The organism is Pseudoduganella albidiflava (genome assembly GCF_004322755.1).
Taxonomy (GTDB): domain Bacteria; phylum Pseudomonadota; class Gammaproteobacteria; order Burkholderiales; family Burkholderiaceae_D; genus Rugamonas; species Rugamonas albidiflava.
Genome location: NZ_CP036401.1, coordinates 2,242,555 through 2,260,653, shown reverse-complemented (window position 1 = coordinate 2,260,653; position 18,099 = coordinate 2,242,555). Strand labels below are relative to the sequence as shown.

General features: G+C 67.3%; 15 protein-coding genes. 9 read left to right on the top strand and 6 right to left on the bottom strand.

The annotated features are described in order from the left end of the window. Window positions 1-41: 41 nt before the first annotated feature. The gene (locus EYF70_RS09490) at window positions 42-1,106 is read left to right on the top strand and encodes a hypothetical protein (RefSeq protein WP_131145180.1); all 1,065 of its coding nucleotides are present in this window, start codon (window positions 42-44) and stop codon (window positions 1,104-1,106) included. On the opposite strand, the gene EYF70_RS09485 is transcribed toward EYF70_RS09490, so the two are convergent. Next, window positions 1,066-3,360 (bottom strand): putative bifunctional diguanylate cyclase/phosphodiesterase, encoded by a 2,295-nt coding sequence (locus tag EYF70_RS09485; RefSeq protein WP_131145179.1) that lies wholly within the window; start codon window positions 3,358-3,360, stop codon window positions 1,066-1,068. The two genes, EYF70_RS09490 and EYF70_RS09485, sit on opposite strands and share 41 nt — an antisense overlap. Before the next feature lie 72 nt (window positions 3,361-3,432). Here EYF70_RS09485 and EYF70_RS31830 point away from each other — a divergent pair, with 72 nt between their 5' ends. Next, window positions 3,433-3,564: a hypothetical protein gene (locus EYF70_RS31830; protein WP_259772420.1), complete on the top strand. Its 132-nt coding sequence runs from the start codon at window positions 3,433-3,435 to the stop codon at window positions 3,562-3,564. 112 nt (window positions 3,565-3,676) lie between these two features. On the opposite strand, the gene EYF70_RS09480 is transcribed toward EYF70_RS31830, so the two are convergent. After that, window positions 3,677-4,081, bottom strand: coding sequence for a hypothetical protein (locus EYF70_RS09480; RefSeq protein ID WP_131145178.1), 405 nt, complete (start codon window positions 4,079-4,081; stop codon window positions 3,677-3,679). Window positions 4,082-4,174: 93 nt separating this feature from the next. Here EYF70_RS09480 and EYF70_RS09475 point away from each other — a divergent pair, with 93 nt between their 5' ends. Continuing rightward, window positions 4,175-4,360, top strand: a complete 186-nt coding sequence (locus EYF70_RS09475) for a DUF3460 family protein (RefSeq protein ID WP_131145177.1) — start codon at window positions 4,175-4,177, stop codon at window positions 4,358-4,360. Between the two features lie 357 nt (window positions 4,361-4,717). Here EYF70_RS09475 and EYF70_RS09470 read toward each other — a convergent pair whose 3' ends face one another. Both EYF70_RS09470 and EYF70_RS09465 read right to left on the bottom strand, forming a co-directional pair. After that, on the bottom strand, window positions 4,718-5,347 hold the full coding sequence (locus EYF70_RS09470) for a YcbK family protein (protein ID WP_131145176.1): 630 nt from the start codon (window positions 5,345-5,347) through the stop codon (window positions 4,718-4,720). A 171-nt stretch (window positions 5,348-5,518) separates the two neighbouring features. Further along, entirely contained in the window at window positions 5,519-6,346 is an 828-nt protein-coding gene (locus EYF70_RS09465; RefSeq protein WP_131145175.1) for an EAL domain-containing protein, read from the bottom strand. 330 nt (window positions 6,347-6,676) lie between these two features. Between EYF70_RS09465 and EYF70_RS09460 the strand changes: the two genes are divergently transcribed. Both EYF70_RS09460 and EYF70_RS09455 read left to right on the top strand, forming a co-directional pair. After that, window positions 6,677-7,366 (top strand): class II glutamine amidotransferase, encoded by a 690-nt coding sequence (locus tag EYF70_RS09460; RefSeq protein ID WP_131145174.1) that lies wholly within the window; start codon window positions 6,677-6,679, stop codon window positions 7,364-7,366. A gap of 53 nt (window positions 7,367-7,419) precedes the next feature. Next, entirely contained in the window at window positions 7,420-8,295 is an 876-nt protein-coding gene (locus EYF70_RS09455; protein WP_131145173.1) for a protein phosphatase 2C domain-containing protein, read from the top strand. A 6-nt stretch (window positions 8,296-8,301) separates the two neighbouring features. Here the strand turns inward: EYF70_RS09455 and EYF70_RS09450 are convergent, their stop codons facing one another. Beyond that, window positions 8,302-8,823 carry a GNAT family N-acetyltransferase gene (locus EYF70_RS09450; RefSeq protein WP_131145172.1) on the bottom strand — a complete coding sequence of 174 codons (522 nt, stop codon included), beginning with the start codon at window positions 8,821-8,823 and terminating at the stop codon, window positions 8,302-8,304. A 201-nt stretch (window positions 8,824-9,024) separates the two neighbouring features. Between EYF70_RS09450 and EYF70_RS09445 the strand changes: the two genes are divergently transcribed. The 4 genes from EYF70_RS09445 (at window position 9,025) to EYF70_RS09430 (ending at window position 14,724) form a co-directional block, all read left to right on the top strand. Continuing rightward, on the top strand, window positions 9,025-10,059 hold the full coding sequence (locus EYF70_RS09445) for a sulfate ABC transporter substrate-binding protein (RefSeq protein WP_131145171.1): 1,035 nt from the start codon (window positions 9,025-9,027) through the stop codon (window positions 10,057-10,059). 271 nt (window positions 10,060-10,330) lie between these two features. Further along, window positions 10,331-11,317: a serine hydrolase gene (locus tag EYF70_RS09440; RefSeq protein WP_131145170.1), complete on the top strand. Its 987-nt coding sequence runs from the start codon at window positions 10,331-10,333 to the stop codon at window positions 11,315-11,317. 140 nt (window positions 11,318-11,457) lie between these two features. Continuing rightward, window positions 11,458-12,411, top strand: a complete 954-nt coding sequence (locus EYF70_RS09435) for an IS1595 family transposase (protein WP_229420782.1) — start codon at window positions 11,458-11,460, stop codon at window positions 12,409-12,411. Between the two features lie 180 nt (window positions 12,412-12,591). Further along, the gene (locus EYF70_RS09430; protein WP_131145169.1) at window positions 12,592-14,724 is read left to right on the top strand and encodes a PhoX family protein; all 2,133 of its coding nucleotides are present in this window, start codon (window positions 12,592-12,594) and stop codon (window positions 14,722-14,724) included. A gap of 362 nt (window positions 14,725-15,086) precedes the next feature. Here EYF70_RS09430 and EYF70_RS09425 read toward each other — a convergent pair whose 3' ends face one another. Then, a complete protein-coding gene (locus tag EYF70_RS09425; protein WP_131145168.1) occupies window positions 15,087-17,990 on the bottom strand; it encodes a glycosyl hydrolase in 2,904 nt (967 codons plus the stop codon). Between the last annotated feature and the right edge of the window lie 109 nt (window positions 17,991-18,099).

Genomic DNA, 18,099 nt, shown 5'->3' with positions numbered 1-18,099 from the left:
ATCCATCCGATTGATGTAACCACTTTGATTTAACACTCGCCATGCAAATCGTACAGCGCTCCAGCACTGCCGGCGTCAGCAAGGACTCGTCGGCGTCGACGACGACCGGGCTCGACCAGGCCGGCCTGGCAGGCGCTGCCCAGGGAAAAACGTCGGCCCACGGGCCGGCGCCGGGGGCCTCGGCCGCGCCCCCCACCCAGGCCGCGCCGCTCCGGCGCGGGCTGAGCAACTGGGACCAGCCCCTGCAGAACGATATTTCCAGCGCCCAGCAAGCGGTGGATTTCCTCGAACAAAGCGCCGCGCAACTGCGCGCGCTGAAGACCGACCTCGCCACCAAGCTGGCGGCGCGCCAGATGCGCGACGGGCAGCTCGAACAGCAGGTGCGGCAATTCGCCGATACCTGGCGCAACCGCCGCGAGGCAACCGGCGGCTCGCTCGATGCGCGCCTCAAGTTCAGCGGCGCGGAACCGTCCAGCCAGCGCTTTACGGTGCGCGGCATGTCGCTGGCGAACCTGCGCAATGGCGCCCGCGAGACGCTGGCCGTCGCCGTCGGCGGTGGCGCGCAGGGGCTGCGTTCGGTGCACCTGTCGCCCGGCCTGTCGGACGAGGAAATCGTCGCGCGCTTCGACCAGGCCCTGGGCCCGGTGGGCGTGCGGGTTTCGTCGAACGACGATGGCGAACTGGTGTTTTCCACCAGCGAGAACAGCTGGCCCGGCGTGCGCGATTCGATCGCCGTGCAGGGCAGCGGCATCCGCTTCCCCACTGGCCAGCTGAGCCGCCTGAAGGCGGAGCCGGAAGCGCCCGTGGTGGCACCCGAAGGCTGGGGCACCGACGACATCGAATCGATGCGCGACACGCTGCAGCAGGTGATGCAGGCGCTGTCGCACGTGGAAGCGGCGCTGGCCAAGGTCCATGGCGAATTGAACATGGCGACCCAGCGTGCCCAGAGCGCCATGCCCGACATCGAAGTGGCCGGCGTGGATGACCTGGCAACGCGCTTTTCCACCATCGCCAACGAACCGGGCTACCAGTCGCTGCTGGCCCTGACCTCGGCCCTGGTGGGCATCAACCGGGACCGGGTGGTTTCGCTGCTGAGCTTGCGATAGCTGTACCAGCACCAGCACCGGAATCAGCAACGCCGCCGGACCAGTCCAGCCGCACCTGCCGCGCCAGCGCCAGCAACTCGTCCGCTGGCGCCGGCCGCGCAAACACATATCCCTGCGCCAGGTCGCAGCCGGCGGCGGTCAGCAGCGCCAGCTGCGCTTCCGTTTCCACTCCTTCCGCCACGACTTCCAGGCCCAGCTTGTGGGCCAGCAGGATGATGGCTTCGCACAGCGCCAGGTCGCCGGAATCGCCGGTCAGCCCGGCCACGAAGCTGCGGTCGATCTTCAGGTAGTCGATGTCGAACTTCGTCAACTGGGCCAGCGCGGAATGGCCGGTGCCGAAGTCGTCCAGCGCCACCTGCATGCCCAGCGCGTGCAGGCGCCCGAGCCGCTCGAACACATGTCCGGCCGGTTCGTTCAGGATATCTTCCGACACATCGGCGACCAGGCTGCGCGGCGGCAGCCGCAGGCTTTCCACATACCCCAGCCAGCCGTGCGCCTCGTCGCGCAACTGGGCCGACGTCACGTTGATGGTGACCTGGAACGGCCGTCCCAGCTCGCGCTGCCACGCCAGCACCTGGTCGGCCGCCTGGCGGAAGGCCCGGTCGCCGATATCGAGCAGCACGCCGGACGATTCCGCGCCGGCGATGAAATCGGCAGGGTTCAGCAGGCCGCGCTCCGGGTGGCGCCAGCGCAGCAGCGCTTCGGCGCGTTCCACCACGCCTGTCTTCAGGTTGACGATGGGCTGGTAGTGCAATTCGAATTCCTGCTGCACGGCGGCGCGGCGCAGGTCCACTGCCAGCCGGGCGCGCTGCTGGGCGGCCGACTGCATGTCGTCGGTGAAATAGGTATAGCGGTTGCGGCCACTGTTCTTGGCCGCGTACATGGCCTGGTCGGCGTGCCGCAGCAACTCTTCGGCGTCGGCCGCGTCGGAAGGGTACAGCGCGATGCCAACGCTGCCCGAAATCGTGCCCTGCGCGCCGCCGGCCAGTTCGAATGGCCTTTGCAATACCGACACGATATCCTCCGCCACCCGCTCGGCATCCTGCACGTGGCCGAGACCTGGCAGGATGGCGACGAACTCGTCGCCGCCGATCCGGGCCAGCGTATCCGTCGCGCGCATGCACGCCCCCAGCCGGGCCGCCGCCTGCACCAGCAGCGCATCGCCCTGCTGGTGGCCGAAGCGGTCGTTGATCTGCTTGAACTGGTCGAGGTCGATGAACAGCAGCGCCAGGAAACTGCGCTCGCGGCGCGCCTTCTTCATCTCGTGGCGCAGCCGTTCCTGGAACATGTTGCGGTTCGGCAGGCCGGTCAGCGCATCGAAATTGGCTTGCTGGTAAGCCAGCTCGGCCGACTCGCGGTGTTCGGTGATGTCGGCAGCCAGCGCCAGCGCGCCGAGGAAGCCGCCGTCGGCATCGAACAGCGGATTGGCGGTCAGGTGCACCCACAGCGGCGTGCCGTCGCTGCGCATGAACTTCAGCTCGTGCCGCCCGGGCATGCCTTCCTGCTGCCGCGCGACATTGCGCTCCAGCAGCGAGCGCCCTTCCGCGTCGAGGAAGGAGACCAGCGGCCGGCCGACCATCGCTTCGACCGGGTAGCCCAGCATCTCGGCCATGCGCGGGTTGGCGAAACTGGTGCGCGCGGCAGCGTCGAATTCCCAGATGCCTTCGCGCGCGGTCTGCACGATGCGGCGGAAGCGCTCCTCGCTTTTCTCCAGGGCGGCAAGGCGCCCTTCCGCCGGTTCCACGGTGAGGCGCAGCGCGCCGGCCGTGCCGCAACCGAGCAGCGTGACGGGCACGCCCCGGTCGCCCCGGTCGCGCTCCAGCTGGACGCCGCAGCGAACCGGCTCGTGGCTGGCCAGCGCACGCGCGGCGAAAGCATCGAAATCCGGCAGGAAGCGTTGTGCCACGTAGGCGCGAAAACTTTTCCGCCCCGCGCCGGCGCGGTCGATGCCCAGCAGGGCGGCGCCGGCCAGGTTGGCCTGCAGGATCGTCGCATCCTGCGCCAGCAGGAATACGCCGACCGGTGCCAGCAGGTACAGGTCGTCGAACCGCTCGTGCTCCGGCCCGGCGCCGCGCGGCGCCAGGTCGCTGCCGCCAAGGGCCGCCAGCAATCCTTCCTGCGACAACCCGGCGGGCAAGCCCGGCAGCAGTGCTGGCACCGGCTCGGTGACAGCGCTGTCGAGCGGGCTCTCGAGCGGCCTGTCGGGCGGGCTGTACGGCGGGCTGTTGGACGGATTGTCGCTGGGATGGTCCATGAGGTTATCCATATCGTGATGAAACCCTCGTAAACTGACTGACGGCTGTCGAGAATGCCGGATCAGCCTAGCATGCACGCTTCGCCAAGTCGAGCGCACGCCGCACGCGGGCGCACCTGCGCCGGCTGGAGCGCGCTGATGGTGCGGCGATGGTTCAGTGACGGTGCGGCGATGCGCGGCGACCGTGCGACGATGGTGCTGTGACAGTGCAGCGACGGTGCATCGACCGCGCGGCGCGGGTGCCACGCGACGGCATTGCGGTGCCGGATTGCGGTGCGGGATGGCGCTGCCGGACGAGGCGGCGGTACCCGTCCCTTCAGTAGTGGCGGCGGCGCCCGAAGTTGTGGCCGACCACCAGCGTGGTGCTGGCCACCAGCGTAGACAGGCCGAGGATCAGCTGCACCAGCTTGTCCGCGGGCAGGATCCACATCGACCCTTTCGGCGGCTCCGCCTGGGCGACCGCGGCGATCAGTGGCGCCACCCACTCGGCGTCCGGCGTAATATCGAGAACGACGGCGTCATCCGAGGTCTGCATGAAGATGTCGCCTCCGGCGGCCAGCGTGAAGCACACCCCATAGCCGGTCTCGTTCTTGCCGACATGCTCCTGCAACGCCAGGTCATGCTCGGCGATCCACAGTTCGGCATCGGCGGGGGTTTCCAGTGCCGTCCACGGCACGGGGCGGAACCGTGGTTGCGCCCCATCGTCTTTTTCGTGCTGCATGGGTCTTTCGTGTTCGTGTTCGCGCTGCGTGTTCAACGTACCGCGACCGGTCCTCGATGCGGCCCGGCAGTGTAACCGAAGAAAGGAGAAATCATGAAATATACGCGCTATGTATCGGAATTCGAGCAGTTCCTGAATCGGTACAAGGAAGAGCACCCCAATGTGGAAGCGGACCAGCGCCGCGGCTGGAAGATCTGGTGGGACCACCGGCAGGACCTCGATGCGCTGGACCGGCAGCGGCGGGATTCGGTGGAGACCAAGCCGTATTATTACGGGTGATGCAGGGTTGTTGTGGCCGGCCTCGCCCCGGGGTTGGGCTGCTCGACGTTTGATGTTCAGGGGGGCGCCTGCGTCCAGGGTCTGCCGGAGCGGCGTATCGACACATTGAAAGCGCATGCTCTCCCCCCAACGGCGAAGGGCTGGGGTCAGACCCGCCGGGTCTGACCCCGGAATTTGCACTTGGGTTGGGCTTGTCCAAGCGGCATCAGGGAATGACTACGCTGGCCCAGGCCGAGCCTTGCAAGGCAAGGCCGTTCGACTGACTTCGGTTCGTTCAACGGTACGCTGCCCCAGGCCTGGCCCTGCAAGGCCAGGCCGTGACCCAGGCGCGGAGCAGGGCTCCGCGAATTCCCTGGGTCACCCCTTCCATGTGCGTTTCAGGCCGGTGTCGGCATGGATCCACCCGCCGCGCGGCCCACCACGGAAGTAGAACCCGACGCCGCCCTGCCGGAAGCTCTTGATGAGTCCACCGACGACTTCCTCGTTCAGGTTGGCGATGCGGATGTCGGCGGCCTTCCCCTCCAGGTGCAGCGACTGGCGCGCGGCCGGGATGCCCTGCTCGCGCAGCCGCTGGTTCGACGCGGGCGTGCGGTAGCCGGACAGGATCTCGATCGGGCTGTTGATGCCGTAGCGCGCCACGAAGGCCTGTGCGCCCCACAGCGTTTCCAGCAGCTTCGGATCCATCGGCGCGGTCGACTTGCCGTTGACGTCGCGCAGCAGGTGGCATAGCTGCTGGTAGCCGGAGTCGATCAGTTCGCCGTCCTTCCAGTACAGGACCGAGGCCTTTTCGCCGCTCTGCGGCCGGGTCACGGTCAGCGTACGGGGCTTGAGCCAGAATTCCAGGTCCAGCGCCTGGGCGTCGAAAATATCGGGCGGCGGCTCCAGCGCCTGCGCGCGCGCCGGCGCCAGGCCGACCAGCGGTGCCCCGATGAAGCTGGCGGCGGCTGCCCCCAGTGTCTTGTGTAGAAAATCTCTGCGCGTTGCCATAGCTATCCCATTGGTGCGGTGAAACGGATGCGAGCGTCACTATAGCCGATGGCGCGGGAACTTGAGAAAGCTCTTTAACTGTGTGGCGTAAAATGTATCATTCATGGCTCAACATTTAAGGCCGGCCTAAGCAATGCCGGCTTGTCGATGCCCTGTGTGGTCCGCCCGCTTTCAGGCGGCCACCTGCTCCAGCCGGGCCGGCAGCGCGGCGCGCGGCAGGTCCAGCGCATGGCCCTGCGCCAGCGGCTGCACGCCGGCCAGTTCCGCGATGGCGTGCAGGGCCCCCAGCGCCGCGGCACCCTCGGCATGGTGGAACACGATCCTGGTACCCCGCCCGGCCGCGGCCGACAGCAGGCGCGCCAGGCCTTCCCAGTCGCGCGCGGTACGCGCATCGCAGCGGATCACGTCCGGCCGCACGCGCTCGAGCAGCGCCAGCCCTTCCTGCACGCTGCCGGCATGCACGGCGAACCGGAAACCGTTGCGCCGGTAATTGTCGGCCACGTAACCCAGCAGCCAGTTCTGCTGCGGCGTGGTCGGCGGCAGTTGCAGCACGATGCGCGCCACCGGCAGTTCGAGCGCGTCGAGGATGCGCCGGAACGCATGGCCATGGTTGCTGCTGACGGCGGACAGCAGCCGGCCATGGACGTTCAGGTGCAGGTCCAGCCGTTCGCAATCGGGCTGGCGGAAGAAATTGATCGCGTGGAGCATGCGGCACAGGCGGTCGAGTTCCACCGACTCGTCGTCGCTGGCCGCGTTTTCCAGCAGGCGCCACAGCGACAATCCCTCATCCTCGGCCGACAGCCCGCGCGCCAGCCCCTCGCAGGCAACGGCGCTGCCGCTGTCGAGTTCGCGGATCGGGTGGAACACGCTCGTCATCGTGCAATTGAAGAAGCGGCCATGGGCGCGGCCGGCGGCGTCGAGCCACAGCGATGACGGCGACCTGGCTTCGGCGGGATCGGCCAGCCGGGCCAGGTACTGTTGCAGGATGGGGAAACTCATTGCAGCCTTTCTGAAGCAGATGCGGTGCGACAAGGCTAAGGCGCGGCGGGCAATTTCAGAACGAATCGTTTTGCCGATGGATATTCGTCCCATGCATATCGCCGCCGCATCGGCACGACAGAAGAGATCAATACATATGGATCAATACATATGGAACCGGCGGGTTCGATGCTCCGGCACCGGGGCGATTCACGGCCCTGCAGGGCAGCGGACGGCATCGTTTTGCTCGAAAGCATCGCGCCGGCACATAAGCATATTGAAAAAGATTCGTTCCTGGCCAGGGCGTGCACGGGTATCTTGGACTCAACTTCAACGATTTTCGACGCCACCATGTGCCAGCTCCTCGGATTGAACAGCAGCGTACCCGCCGGACTCGGGCCATTCTTCGACGTGTTCGCCGAACGGGGTGGCCGCACCGACGAGCACAAGGATGGCTGGGGCATCGCCTTCCATAGCGGCAAGCGTTGCCGGCTGTACACGGACCACCGTGCCGCGATCGATTCGCCGCTGGCGGTGCGTGTCCGCCGCGGCGCGCTGCGCGCCCGCAACATCCTCGCGCATATCCGCAAGGCCACGCAGGGCCGCATCGCCATCGAAAACGTGCACCCGTTCGCCCGCCAGCTGTGGGGCCGCACCTGGTGCTTCGCGCACAATGGCGACCTGAAGGAATTCGCGCCGGCGCCGGGGCGCTTCGTGCCGCAGGGCGACACCGACAGCGAGGCGGCATTCTGCCTGCTGCTGTCGCGCCTGGCTGCCCGCTTCCCGCACGGCGAACCAGCCACCTCCGTGCTGCGCGACGCGCTGGCCGAGGTGGCCGCCGAGATCGCCGCGCACGGCACCTTCAATTTCATCCTGTCGAATGGCGAAACGCTGTTCGCGCACTGCTCCACGCACCTGCACTACCGCCTGGACGATGGCCGCGCGATGATCGCCACCCAGCCGGTCGACACGCGCGACGGCTGGGTCGCGTTCGCCGCGGGAGAACTGAAAGCGTTCGGGAGCGGCGCGCTGCATCCCTGATTTACGGCGGCACACTTAACTGCCGAGTCCGGCGCCCGCTATAATCGGGCGCCATGAACGCCAACTACCACACCGCCCAGGCCCGCATCGACTGGATCTCCAGCGGCGCCACCGCCGGGCACAACGAAGACCACGTCGCCGTCTTCCAGGCCCCCGGGCTCACCGACCTTGTCGTGCTGGACGGCGCGACCTCCGTTGCAGAGCGAAATTATCTCGATGACGGCGGCGACGTCGCGTGGTTCGTGCACCGTTTCACCGCCGCCCTCGAACCGGCGATCCGCGACGGCCTCGACCAGCACGCCGCCGTGCACCGGGCCATCGACACGGTACATGCCGAATTCCTGGCCCGGGCCGGTGGCGCGGCCATTCCGGTCCATGCCTGGCCGATCGCCGCGCTGACGTGGATCCGCGCGACGTCCGATGGCATGCTCCACCTCTACTGCCTGGGCGACTGCATAACGCTGATGCGCCTGCCGGACGGCGGCGTCGCCGATCTCGACCCGTACACCAATCCCCAGGAAGCCGTGCTGCAGGCGGAAATCGCCCGGCTGCGCGCGGCCGGCATCGACGACCCGGCGGTCCGCCACGCCCGCCTGCTGCCGATGCTGCGCGCGCGGCGCGAATACCAGAACAGTTGCGCGAATCCAGCCATCCTGTGTCTGCGGCCGGATGGCGCGTTCGCCGCGCGGCGCCGCGTGCTGCCGATGCCGGCAGGCGCCACGCTGCTCGGCATGACGGATGGTTACTACCGGCTGGTCGACCCGTACGGGGTCCATACCCCGGCGTCGCTGCTGGATCTGTGCATGGAACAAGGCGTGGAGGCGGGGCTGCGGGTGCTGCGCAGCCACGAGGAAGAAATGAAGGCTGTCATGGCGGTCAAGCGCGCCGACGATGCGTCGGCGGTGCTGTGGCGGCCGGCCCGGCCCTAGAATCCGTCAGGCCGAGTTGCAGTTGCAAAAACGCTTGCGCGCATCGGGCTGGGCGCCCTGCACCAGCGGTTTCCAGAACAGGATCGTTTCCACGCCGTAGGGCGAACGCACGTTTCCATCGCGCCGGTAGCCAGCCGCCGCAAAAAAGCCTTCGGCGGTGGCGGTGCTATGCAGGTACAGGGCCTTCATGCCCAGGGCCAGCGCGCGCTCTTCCATCCGCCGCAGCAGCGCGCTGCCGGCGCCCTGGCGCTGCGCTTCCGGCAGCAGGTAGCACAGCGCCAGCTTGCCGGCACCGGTCAGCAGCGAGACGCCGACGATGCCGCCATCCTGTACCGCCACCAGCGAATAATTGGTCGGCGACTCGAACCAGGAAGCGACCGTGCCCGGATGCTTGTTGCCCAGCCACGCCGCGAGGATGTCCGGGTCGTCGCGATGGTCGAGCACGCAGCACTCGGCGATCGAGCGGCGCAGGACCTGGCAGGCGGCAACGGCATCGGGAGGTGTGGCGGGACGGATCTCGAAACTCATGGAAACTTGTGCAGACAGCGCAATGCGGGTCACTTGTTGGTCAGCTGATTAGGCGGACTATACACCAGTCAGCCGGAAGCCGCCGGCACCGTGCGCAGCCATCCCACGCAGCCATCCCATCTAAGCAAATTACAAAAATATAGTATCTTTCCGAACGGGATTTGACGACCATTGCTTATCTGTTTTCTACACGAGCACACCATGCCAAATAAAAAAATCGCATTTAGCGCAGTATGCAGCCCGGCCCGCAGGCTCCTGCTGGCCGGCGTCGCGGCCTCCGCCATGGCCATCGCCCCAGCCCATGCGGCCGACGTCACGCTGCTGAACGTGTCGTACGACGTGGCGCGCGAGCTGTACAAGGAAATCAACCCCGTCTTCGAAGCCCAGTACCAGAAACAGTCGGGCAAGAGCATCGAAGTCAAGCAGTCGCATGGCGGCTCCTCGAAGCAGGCGCGCTCGGTGGCCGACGGCCTGGAAGCGTCGGTCGTCACGATGAACCAGGCCAACGACATCGACATGCTGTCCGACCGCGGCCTGGTGGCGAAGGACTGGGCAAAACGGTTCCCGAACAATGCCGCGCCGATGTATTCGACGATGGTGTACCTGGTGCGCAAGGGCAATCCAAAAGGCATCAAGGACTGGGCCGACCTGGCCAAGCCGGGCGTGCAGGTGGTGATCCCGAACCCGAAGACCGCCGGCAACGGCCGCTATACGTACCTGGCCGCCTGGGGCTCGGTGCTGCAGAACGGCGGCAACGACGCGCAGGCCCGCGAACTGGTGACGAAGATCTTCCGCAACGTGCCGGTGCTGGACGGCGGCGGCCGCGCGGCCACCACAACGTTCACGCAGCGCCAGATCGGCGACGTGCTGGTGACGTTCGAGAACGAAGTCAGCCTGGTGCGCGCCGAAATGGGCAGCAACTTCGACATCGTCTATCCCTCCGTGTCGATCCTGGCCGAATCGCCTGTCGCCGTGGTGGACAAGGTGGTCGACAAGCGCGGCATCCGCAAGGAAGCCACCGCCTACCTGAACTTCCTGTACTCGGAAGCGGGCCAGGAAATCATCGCCAAGCATTACCTGCGCCCCCGTTCGGCGGCGGTCGCCAAGAAGTACGCGGCGCAGTTCAAGCCCATCAAGCTGTTCACGGTCGATGACGTGTTCGGTGGCTGGCGCGCGGCCCAGAAGCGCCACTTCGACGATGGCGGCGAGTTCGACAAGATCTACGGCGGCAAGTAAGCAAGGGCCGGCCAAACGCGAAGGAAGACCGCCAGCGGAGCGAGGCGGCATCTCACGGCATTTGCATCTCCAGGCGCGCCCGTCCCTTACCGGGGACGGGCGCGCCGTCATTTTGATAGCACATAAACATTACTTGATCACATATTTGTAATGTTTCGTCCCGCACGGCTGGGATAGTCTGGACTGGGCCGCCGCGCGCATGCTATCTTTCGGCCTCCTGGACATTGCTCTACAGCATTGCTCCATCCGCTCGCCCATCCCACGAACAATAATGATCAAGAAACTCGCAGCCGCCCTGCTGCTATCCGCCTCCGCAGCCGCGCTCGCCGTGCCGCTCGGTTCGCAATCCGTGCTGGTCGTTGACGACGCCGGCAAAGTCATCGTTGAAAAGAATGCCGGCGCCATCGTGCCGATCGCCTCGCTGACCAAGCTGATGACGGCGATGGTCGTGCTCGATTCCAGGCTGGACATGCAGGAACAGATCAGCATCGACCGCGAAGACGTCGACACGCTGAAGCACAGCACGTCGCGCGTGCCGGTCGGCGCCACGCTATCCCGCGCCGATGTCCTGCACCTGGCCCTGATGTCGTCGGATAACCGCGCCGCCGCGTCGCTGGCCCGCACCTTCCCTGGCGGTCCCGCTGCGTTCAAGGCCGCCGTCAACGCCAAGATCCGCGCGCTGGGCATGACGCGCACGCGCATCGACGAACCCACCGGCCTGTCGCCGCACAACACATCGACCGCCGAGGACCTGGTCAAAATGGCCGCCGCCGCGGCGCGCTATCCCACCATCGCCAGCATGACGACCGACAAGAGCGACATCATGCAGATCAAGGGCCGCCAGGTCGAATACCACAACACCAACCGCCTGGTCGGCGCCAAGGGCTGGGACATCGGCCTGTCGAAGACCGGCTACACCGAAGAAGCGGGCCGCTGCCTGATCATGCGCATCAAGGCCGCCGGCAAGAACGCCACGATGGTGCTGCTGAACGCCAGCGGCTCCTCCGCGCGCATCGCCGACGCGCTCAACATCCGCCGCCTGATCACCGGCAATGACGAACCCCGCGCGATCACGGCTTCGACGAAGGTGCGCGGCAATCCGGTCTCCGCGAAGATGCGCGTGCTCCCTGCCTCGACGAAGGTGCGCAAGGCCACCGCGAAGAGCAGCGTCCGCAAGACCGCCGCCAAGAGCAGCGCGCGCAAGAAGGCGATCCCCCGGAACGACAAGAAAAAGCCGGTGCGCCGCCGCGCCTCGTAGGCACGCACGACGTTCCGCCCGACAAAGCCGGCCTCGCGCCGGCTTTTTTCATGGCGCTGTTCGCGCCAATTGTGGGAACTTCCCGTCGGCATCACGGTCTGACTTCCTATTGAGATACTTCATGTATATCAGGAGGCGACATGGACACGGCGGATGTTCGAGTACTGATTAACGCGTTGATGCAGGAACAGCTTTCAGAAGATCAGGTCGCATTGCTGCAGGGCTTCTTGGCCAACCTCGAGCAGCCAGGCCAGTGCCTTCGCCAGATCGGGGAAGCAGCCGGAAGACCGCCATGTCCGCATTGCGGGTGCCCGCGGCCCCACCGTTGTGGGCAGGCCAGCGGCTTGCAGCGCTATCGCTGCGTAATATGCCGGCGCAGCTTCAACGCCTTGACCGGCACTCCGCTGGCGCGTCTGCGCCTGCGCGACAAGTGGCTGCATTATCTTCAGTGCGTGATCGAGTCGCTCTCTGTGCGCTCGGCGGCCAAGCGTGTGGCGGTGGCCAAGTCGACCAGCTTTCGATGGCGCCACCGTTTTATCGCCGCTATTCTCCGGACGCCCCGTCCGCAGCTTTCCGGCATCGTCGAGGCTGACGAAACCTATCATTTGGAATCACAAAAAGGCTCGCGGCAGTTGAACCGCCCGCCCCGAAAGCGTGGCGGCAAGGCCACCCGGCACGGCATCAGCAGCGAGCTGGACTGCATCCTCGTTGCCCGGGACAGAAACCGACAGACCTGTGACTTCGTCACGGGCCGCGGCCCGGTCAGCGCCGGCCAACTGATGAAGCACCTGAAGCCTGTGCTGGCGCCCGATGTGCTGCTCGTCACCGATGCCGCCAAGGCGTACCAGGCATTTGCGAAGCAGGCCGGCATCACGCACGAAGCGATCAATGTGCGCGCCGGCATCCGCGCGCGCGGCGCACTCCATATCCAGGGTGTCAACGGATGGCACAGCCGCTTCAAGACGTGGCTGCGGAGATTCAATGGTGTCGCGAGCCGCTACCTGGCCAATTACACCGGCTGGCAACGTGTACTCGATGCCGCCGAGCTGACGGCACCGCGGCAATGGTTGCGTAATGCCGTAGCGCCAGCATAGGGCGTCGGCTCTCTGTCGGGCTCGGCATCCAAAAAAGTTCCGTGATCAACGGCAAGGCCAATCAACGCGAACAGCGCCTTTTTCATGGCCGGTCACATGCGCCAGCGTCATCAAGCGGTCACGGGAGCCCCCTAGAATTCCCCGCTCTCATCAACCCTTGCATTACTTACATCAGAGCGCATGAGCAAAATCTCCCGTCCTCCCGAACCCGAAGACTTCGGCACCAACCAGTCCGGCAACCCGTATTTCGGCGACATCGTCCACGCCAGGCTGTCGCGCCGCGCCATCCTGACCGGCGGCCTCAGCACGGTAGCGCTGGCATTGTTCGGCTGCGGCGGCAGCGACGATGCCGCCCCCGCCACAACCGCGCCGGCCACGCCCGCACCGGCCGAGCCGGCACTGCCCGCCAACACGCTGAACTTCGAGAGCGTGAAGCGCACGCCGATGCTGGCCGGCGACGACCTGGTCGTGCCGCCCGGCTACCGCTGGACCGCCGTGACGAAACAGGGCGACCCGATCGGCAGCAAGCTGGGCGCCCCCGCCTTCCGCACCAGCGCCGCGCGCCGTTTCGACACCACGGGCGCCGAAGCGGAACTCCAGTTCGGCGACAACCACGACGGCATGGCGTACTTCCCGCTGCCCTACGGCTCGAAGAGCAGCGACCGCGGCCTGCTGGCCATCAACCACGAGGCGGCGCGAGCCGGCGTGATCAGCGGTTTCCGCTTCACCGGCGTGACCGCCACGACCGATCCGGCCACGCTGGACCCGGCCGGCGAAACGGCGATGAACCCGGACGTGGTGCGCAAGCAGAAGGCTTACCACGGCGTGTCGGTGGCCGAGGTGTACCGCGATGCCGCCGGCCAGTGGCAGGTGCAGCGCGATTCGGCCTACGCCCGCAAGGTGCATGCCGATACGTGGATCGCCATCGGCGGCCCGGCGCGGGGCCACGCGGCGATGCGCACCGGCGGCGATCCGGCCGGCGAACAGGTGCGCGGCACGCTGGGCAATTGCGGCAGCGGCGCCACGCCATGGGGAACCTACCTCACCTGCGAAGAAGACTGCCACAAGAACTACTTCGCCACGCGCGAACTGCCGGCCAGCGATGCGCGCTTCCAGGACCCGAAATGGGCGCGCTACAACATCGTCGGCGGCTACGTGCGCGACTACACCTGGCACTTCGTCGACAAGCGCTTCGACCTGGCGGTAGAACCCAATGAAACCAACCGCTTCGGCTGGGTCGTCGAGATCGATCCGTACGACCCTTCCTGGCAGCCGGTGAAGCGCACGGCGCTGGGCCGCTTCGCGCACGAGAACGTGGCGCACCTGGTGAATGCCGACAAGCGCGTGGCCTTCTACATGGGCGACGACCAGGGCTTCGACTACATCTACAAGTTCGTGACCGCGAAGGCAATGGACCCGGACAACCGCACCGCCAACCGCGGCCTGCTCGACGAGGGCACGCTGTACGTGGCGAAGTTCGCCGAGGATGGCAGCGGCGAATGGCTGCCGCTGGTGCACGGCCAGAATGGCCTGACGGCGGAAAACGGCTTCCCCGACCAGGCGTCGGTGCTGATCTGGGCACGCCTGGCGGCCGACAAGGTGGGCGCCACGCAAATGGACCGGCCGGAATGGCTGGCCTCGGACGCGGCCAGCGGCTGGGTCTACGCCACGCTGTCGAACAACACCAGCCGCGGCAACGCCACCGCGCCCGGCAACAGCACGGCCACGCCGCGCGCCGCGCAGGCGAAGAACGCCATGAACCCGCGCGACAAGAACCTGCATGGCCACATCATCCGCATGCGCGATGCCGGCGGCAACGTGGCCGGCACGCGCTTCAACTGGGAGATGGTGGTGCTGGCCGGTACCGGCACGGCCGACACGCCCGATCCCGCCAACCGCGGCACCATCAAGGGCGACGCCTTCAGCTCGCCGGACAGCGTGATGTTCGATGGCTGGCAGCGCCTGTGGATCGGCACCGATGCCGGCGACGCGCTGAAAGCATCCGACTGGAGCGGTGCCGGCACCGACTGGTCGGGCCTGGGCAACGACATGCTGCTGGCGATGGACACCCGCAGCGGCCAGGTGAAACGCTTCCTGATCGCGCCGGACGGCGCCGAGGTGTGCGGCACGCAGATGACGGCCGATGGCCGCACGCTGTTTGTCAACATCCAGCACCCGGGCACCGAGCAGCCGCGCGACATCCCGATCGACGCGATGACGTGGCCCGACAAGGTGCCGGTGAGCCAGGGCGGCATCGTGCGCTCCGCCACGGTCGCCATCACGCGCATCGATGGCGGCGTGATCGGCATCTGAGGTTCCGTACACTGGTGTCGGACACCCGGGCAGGCGCTAATGCCGCTTTGACAAGCCCACCCCAAGTGCAAATGCCGGGGTCAGGAGGGAGTACTGGCTGGTAGGCCAGTACCGCTACGCCGGCAAGGAGCGATGCTCCTTGAAACCCCGGCTACGCCCCGCCGGGGTGGAGCAGGGGTTTCGCGAAGCATGCTTCGCGCCTGCGGAACGATGCTGGCATGCATGCCAGCATTCCTTCCTGACCCCAGCCCTTCGCCGTTGGGGTGAATGCATGCGCTTTCAATGTATCGGGTAACTCTAAACTTGCCGGCATTAGAACAAGGCCCCAGATGTCGGACACCGGTTGTCGTCCGCCCACCTCATTACCTCATCGCCTCCCCCACCAGCGTCACCGGCCCCAGCAACCCGGCCGGCTGCGGCGCGATCTTCGCCGTGTCCTGCAATTCGAAGCGGTTGCCGTAGCGCAGGCGCAGCAGCCTGAAGTCCGGCAGCTCGCGCCCGGCCAGCGTGTTCACGCCCAGGTTGGCCACCTTCACCTCGACCTGGTTGGCGCCCGCCTTCAGGAACGGCGTCACGTCGAGCCGGTACGGCGGATGCCACAGCGTGCCGGCGCGCTGGCCGTTGACGGTCACGATCGCGGCGTCGCGCAGCGCCGGTTCGTACATCGCCCGCATGCCCGAATGGTGCGCATGCACGCCGCTGTCCGGCAACGGCGTGCCGGTACCGAAATCGAGCGACAGGCGCATGCCGGCCAGCTGCTCCGGCGTCACCGTGAGCGTCTTGCCATATACCGCCTGGCCGGAGAAATACCGGGTCGCCTCGCTGTCGGTCCAGGACACCAGCTTGTCCATCGCCACGGGCGCCCGCCCGGGGAAGCGCACCTGCCAGCCGGTCGACAGGTCGGCGACCACGGCGGCCTCCCTGGCCTTCGTTTCCGGCGCGGCGCCCGGCAGCGGCGCATCGCTCATCACGTACACCACCGACTCGTATGGCGCCAGCGTCAGCGCCGGCGCCAGCGCCGATTGCGCCAGCTTGCCGCTGTCCGGGTCGAGCCGGGTGGCGTGGCGGCGCGGCTCGCGGAAGACCAGGCTGGCCGCTACCGGTTCGTTGCTGGTGTTGGCGATGAAGTAGATGTCGGCATCGGCCAGCTTGCGGCGCACGAAGCTGATGCGTTTTTGCACGTCGCCCACGCGCACGTCGCCTGCACGAATGTCCGCTACGCGGACGTCGCCGGGCAGCACGGACTGAAGCGCGCGGCCCAGTTCGAGGTCGGTGGCGATCTTCGTCACGTTCTTCGTGACGTCCTGGCCGCGCCCGAACAGCGCGGCCGAGGCGCGTTTCACCTCGGCGGTGATGCGCTGCGCATCCAGGAAGCCCGGCGCCAGCGATGGCGTGGCGCCGATCGCGATGATCTTGCCGCCCTTCTTCACATACGCATCCAGCCTGGCCAGGACCTCGGGCGCAAGGCGCGTCACGTTCGGCATCACCAGCACCGGGTAGCGGTCCAGGCCCACGCGCAGCACGGCTTCCGGATCGACGTAGTCGAGATTGTGGCCGCTGTCCATGATCTGCTGGACCAGCTCGGGCTTGATGAACTTCGGCAGCTCGCCCGACAGCGACGTCTTGCCGGGCCGGTTGATCGCGTACACATCGTCGTTCGGCAGCAGCACGGCCACCTGGTTGGCCGGCGCGCCCTGGCGCAGCAGGTAGCTGACGCGGGCGAGGTAGCCGGACACCTCCGGCATCACCATGTACCACGGCTGGTGATGGTTGAACACGGCGGCGGCGTACAGCTGGTAGCCCGGTTCCGGCGCGTCTGGCGGCGTGTACGGCCAGCCGTGGCCGATGATCTGCGTGACCCCCTGCACGAACATGCGGTCCGCCTCGGCCTTCATGTCCAGCGGGCCGGCGGTGTGCGCGGGCGAACGCAGCCACGTCCACGTTTCGGCCGATACCACCGGCTTGCCGTACAGGTGCGCCGCCGACGAGGCCAGGCGCGTGAACGAGAATTGCCGGTACTGCGCGCCCTCGCCCTCGAACAGGTCCTGGTGGCGGAAGCTCGACAGCGACGCCGGCGGCTCGCCATAGGTCTGCGAGCGGAACCGGGTGCCGTGGCGGTGCGCCCAGTCGGTGACCGGTTTCAGGTAATTGTCTTCCACCAGCTCCGTCTGCGTGAGGGCCCAGTCGTGCCGCAGTGCGGGCGCGTCGGCGCCCTGCCCGGAAAACACCAGCGGCAGGTAGGGCCGCAGGTCATAGCCGCGCCGGCGCTGGAACTGCTCCAGGAAATCGCCGGTCCAGTCGGTGCCGTAGCTTTCCAGGCTGTCCGAGAAGATCGCGTACGGCGGCTGGTCGCCGAAGGCCTTCAGCAGCGGCTCGCCCACGTTCTTCAGGTGGTTGTCGATGGCGCGGCGGCTCATGTGGTCGAGCACGAAGCCTTCGCCGCCCACCGCCGGGCGCTTCACCTGCATGCCGGAGCGGCTGGCGATGTAGTACACGGCCACGCGCGGCCCGGCCGCCGGCGCCACGGTGCCGCGGCCATCGGGCGCCGCCACGGCCGGCAACGCCTTCAGGCGCGTGGCATCGTATTCCTTCGCCGTGCCGGCGCCGATGAACGCGGCTTCGATCTTCTCGCCTTCCGTCACCACCGGCAGCGGGTAGCTGGCCGCGCCGGCCGGCACTTCCACCGCCGCCACGCGCATCTTGCCGATCGCGTCTCCGATGCCGATGTGCGGGCCGCCGAACGGCCAGCCGCTGCCCAGCGTGAGATCGACGCGCAGGCCGGCCGCGCGGCCCTTCTCGTTGGCGAAGCGCACCGCGTCCAGGTGTTCCGGCGACAGGAAGGGCAGGTTCTTCACGCCGCGCGACGGATCGTCCAGCGCCATCGGATACACGGCCTGGATTTCCACCCCGCCGATCCCGCCTTCCTTCATCCGGTCGATCTCGAGGGCCAGCTGGCTTTTCTCGACGGCGGGGCCGAACCACCACCAGCGCATCATCGGCCGCGCATCGGCAGGCGGCGTGGCCAGGTGCCGGGCGACGTCGCCGATGCGCTGGTAGACGGTCGGGTCGTGCGCGGAGCGCTTGTGCGGCGATGGATCTTGCGGCGCAGGATCGCGTGGCGCTGGATCGTGCGGCGAAGCGTGCGCCAGGCAGGCTACAGCGGCCGCCGCCAGCACGCCCCGCCGCAACAGGACGGCCGCGGCGGCCGGAGTGGTCGGGGCGCTTGCCGGTGCGGCGCGGAACGGGCGTGGGGGGCGCTGGGACATGCGCGGTCTCCTCTTCAATGCTTGGGTGGACACGGCAGCGGCGCGGCGCCCGTTGCCGGGCCGGCCTGCGCTGCCGCCCGTAGTATTGATGAGGCGACGCGGTTTTTCC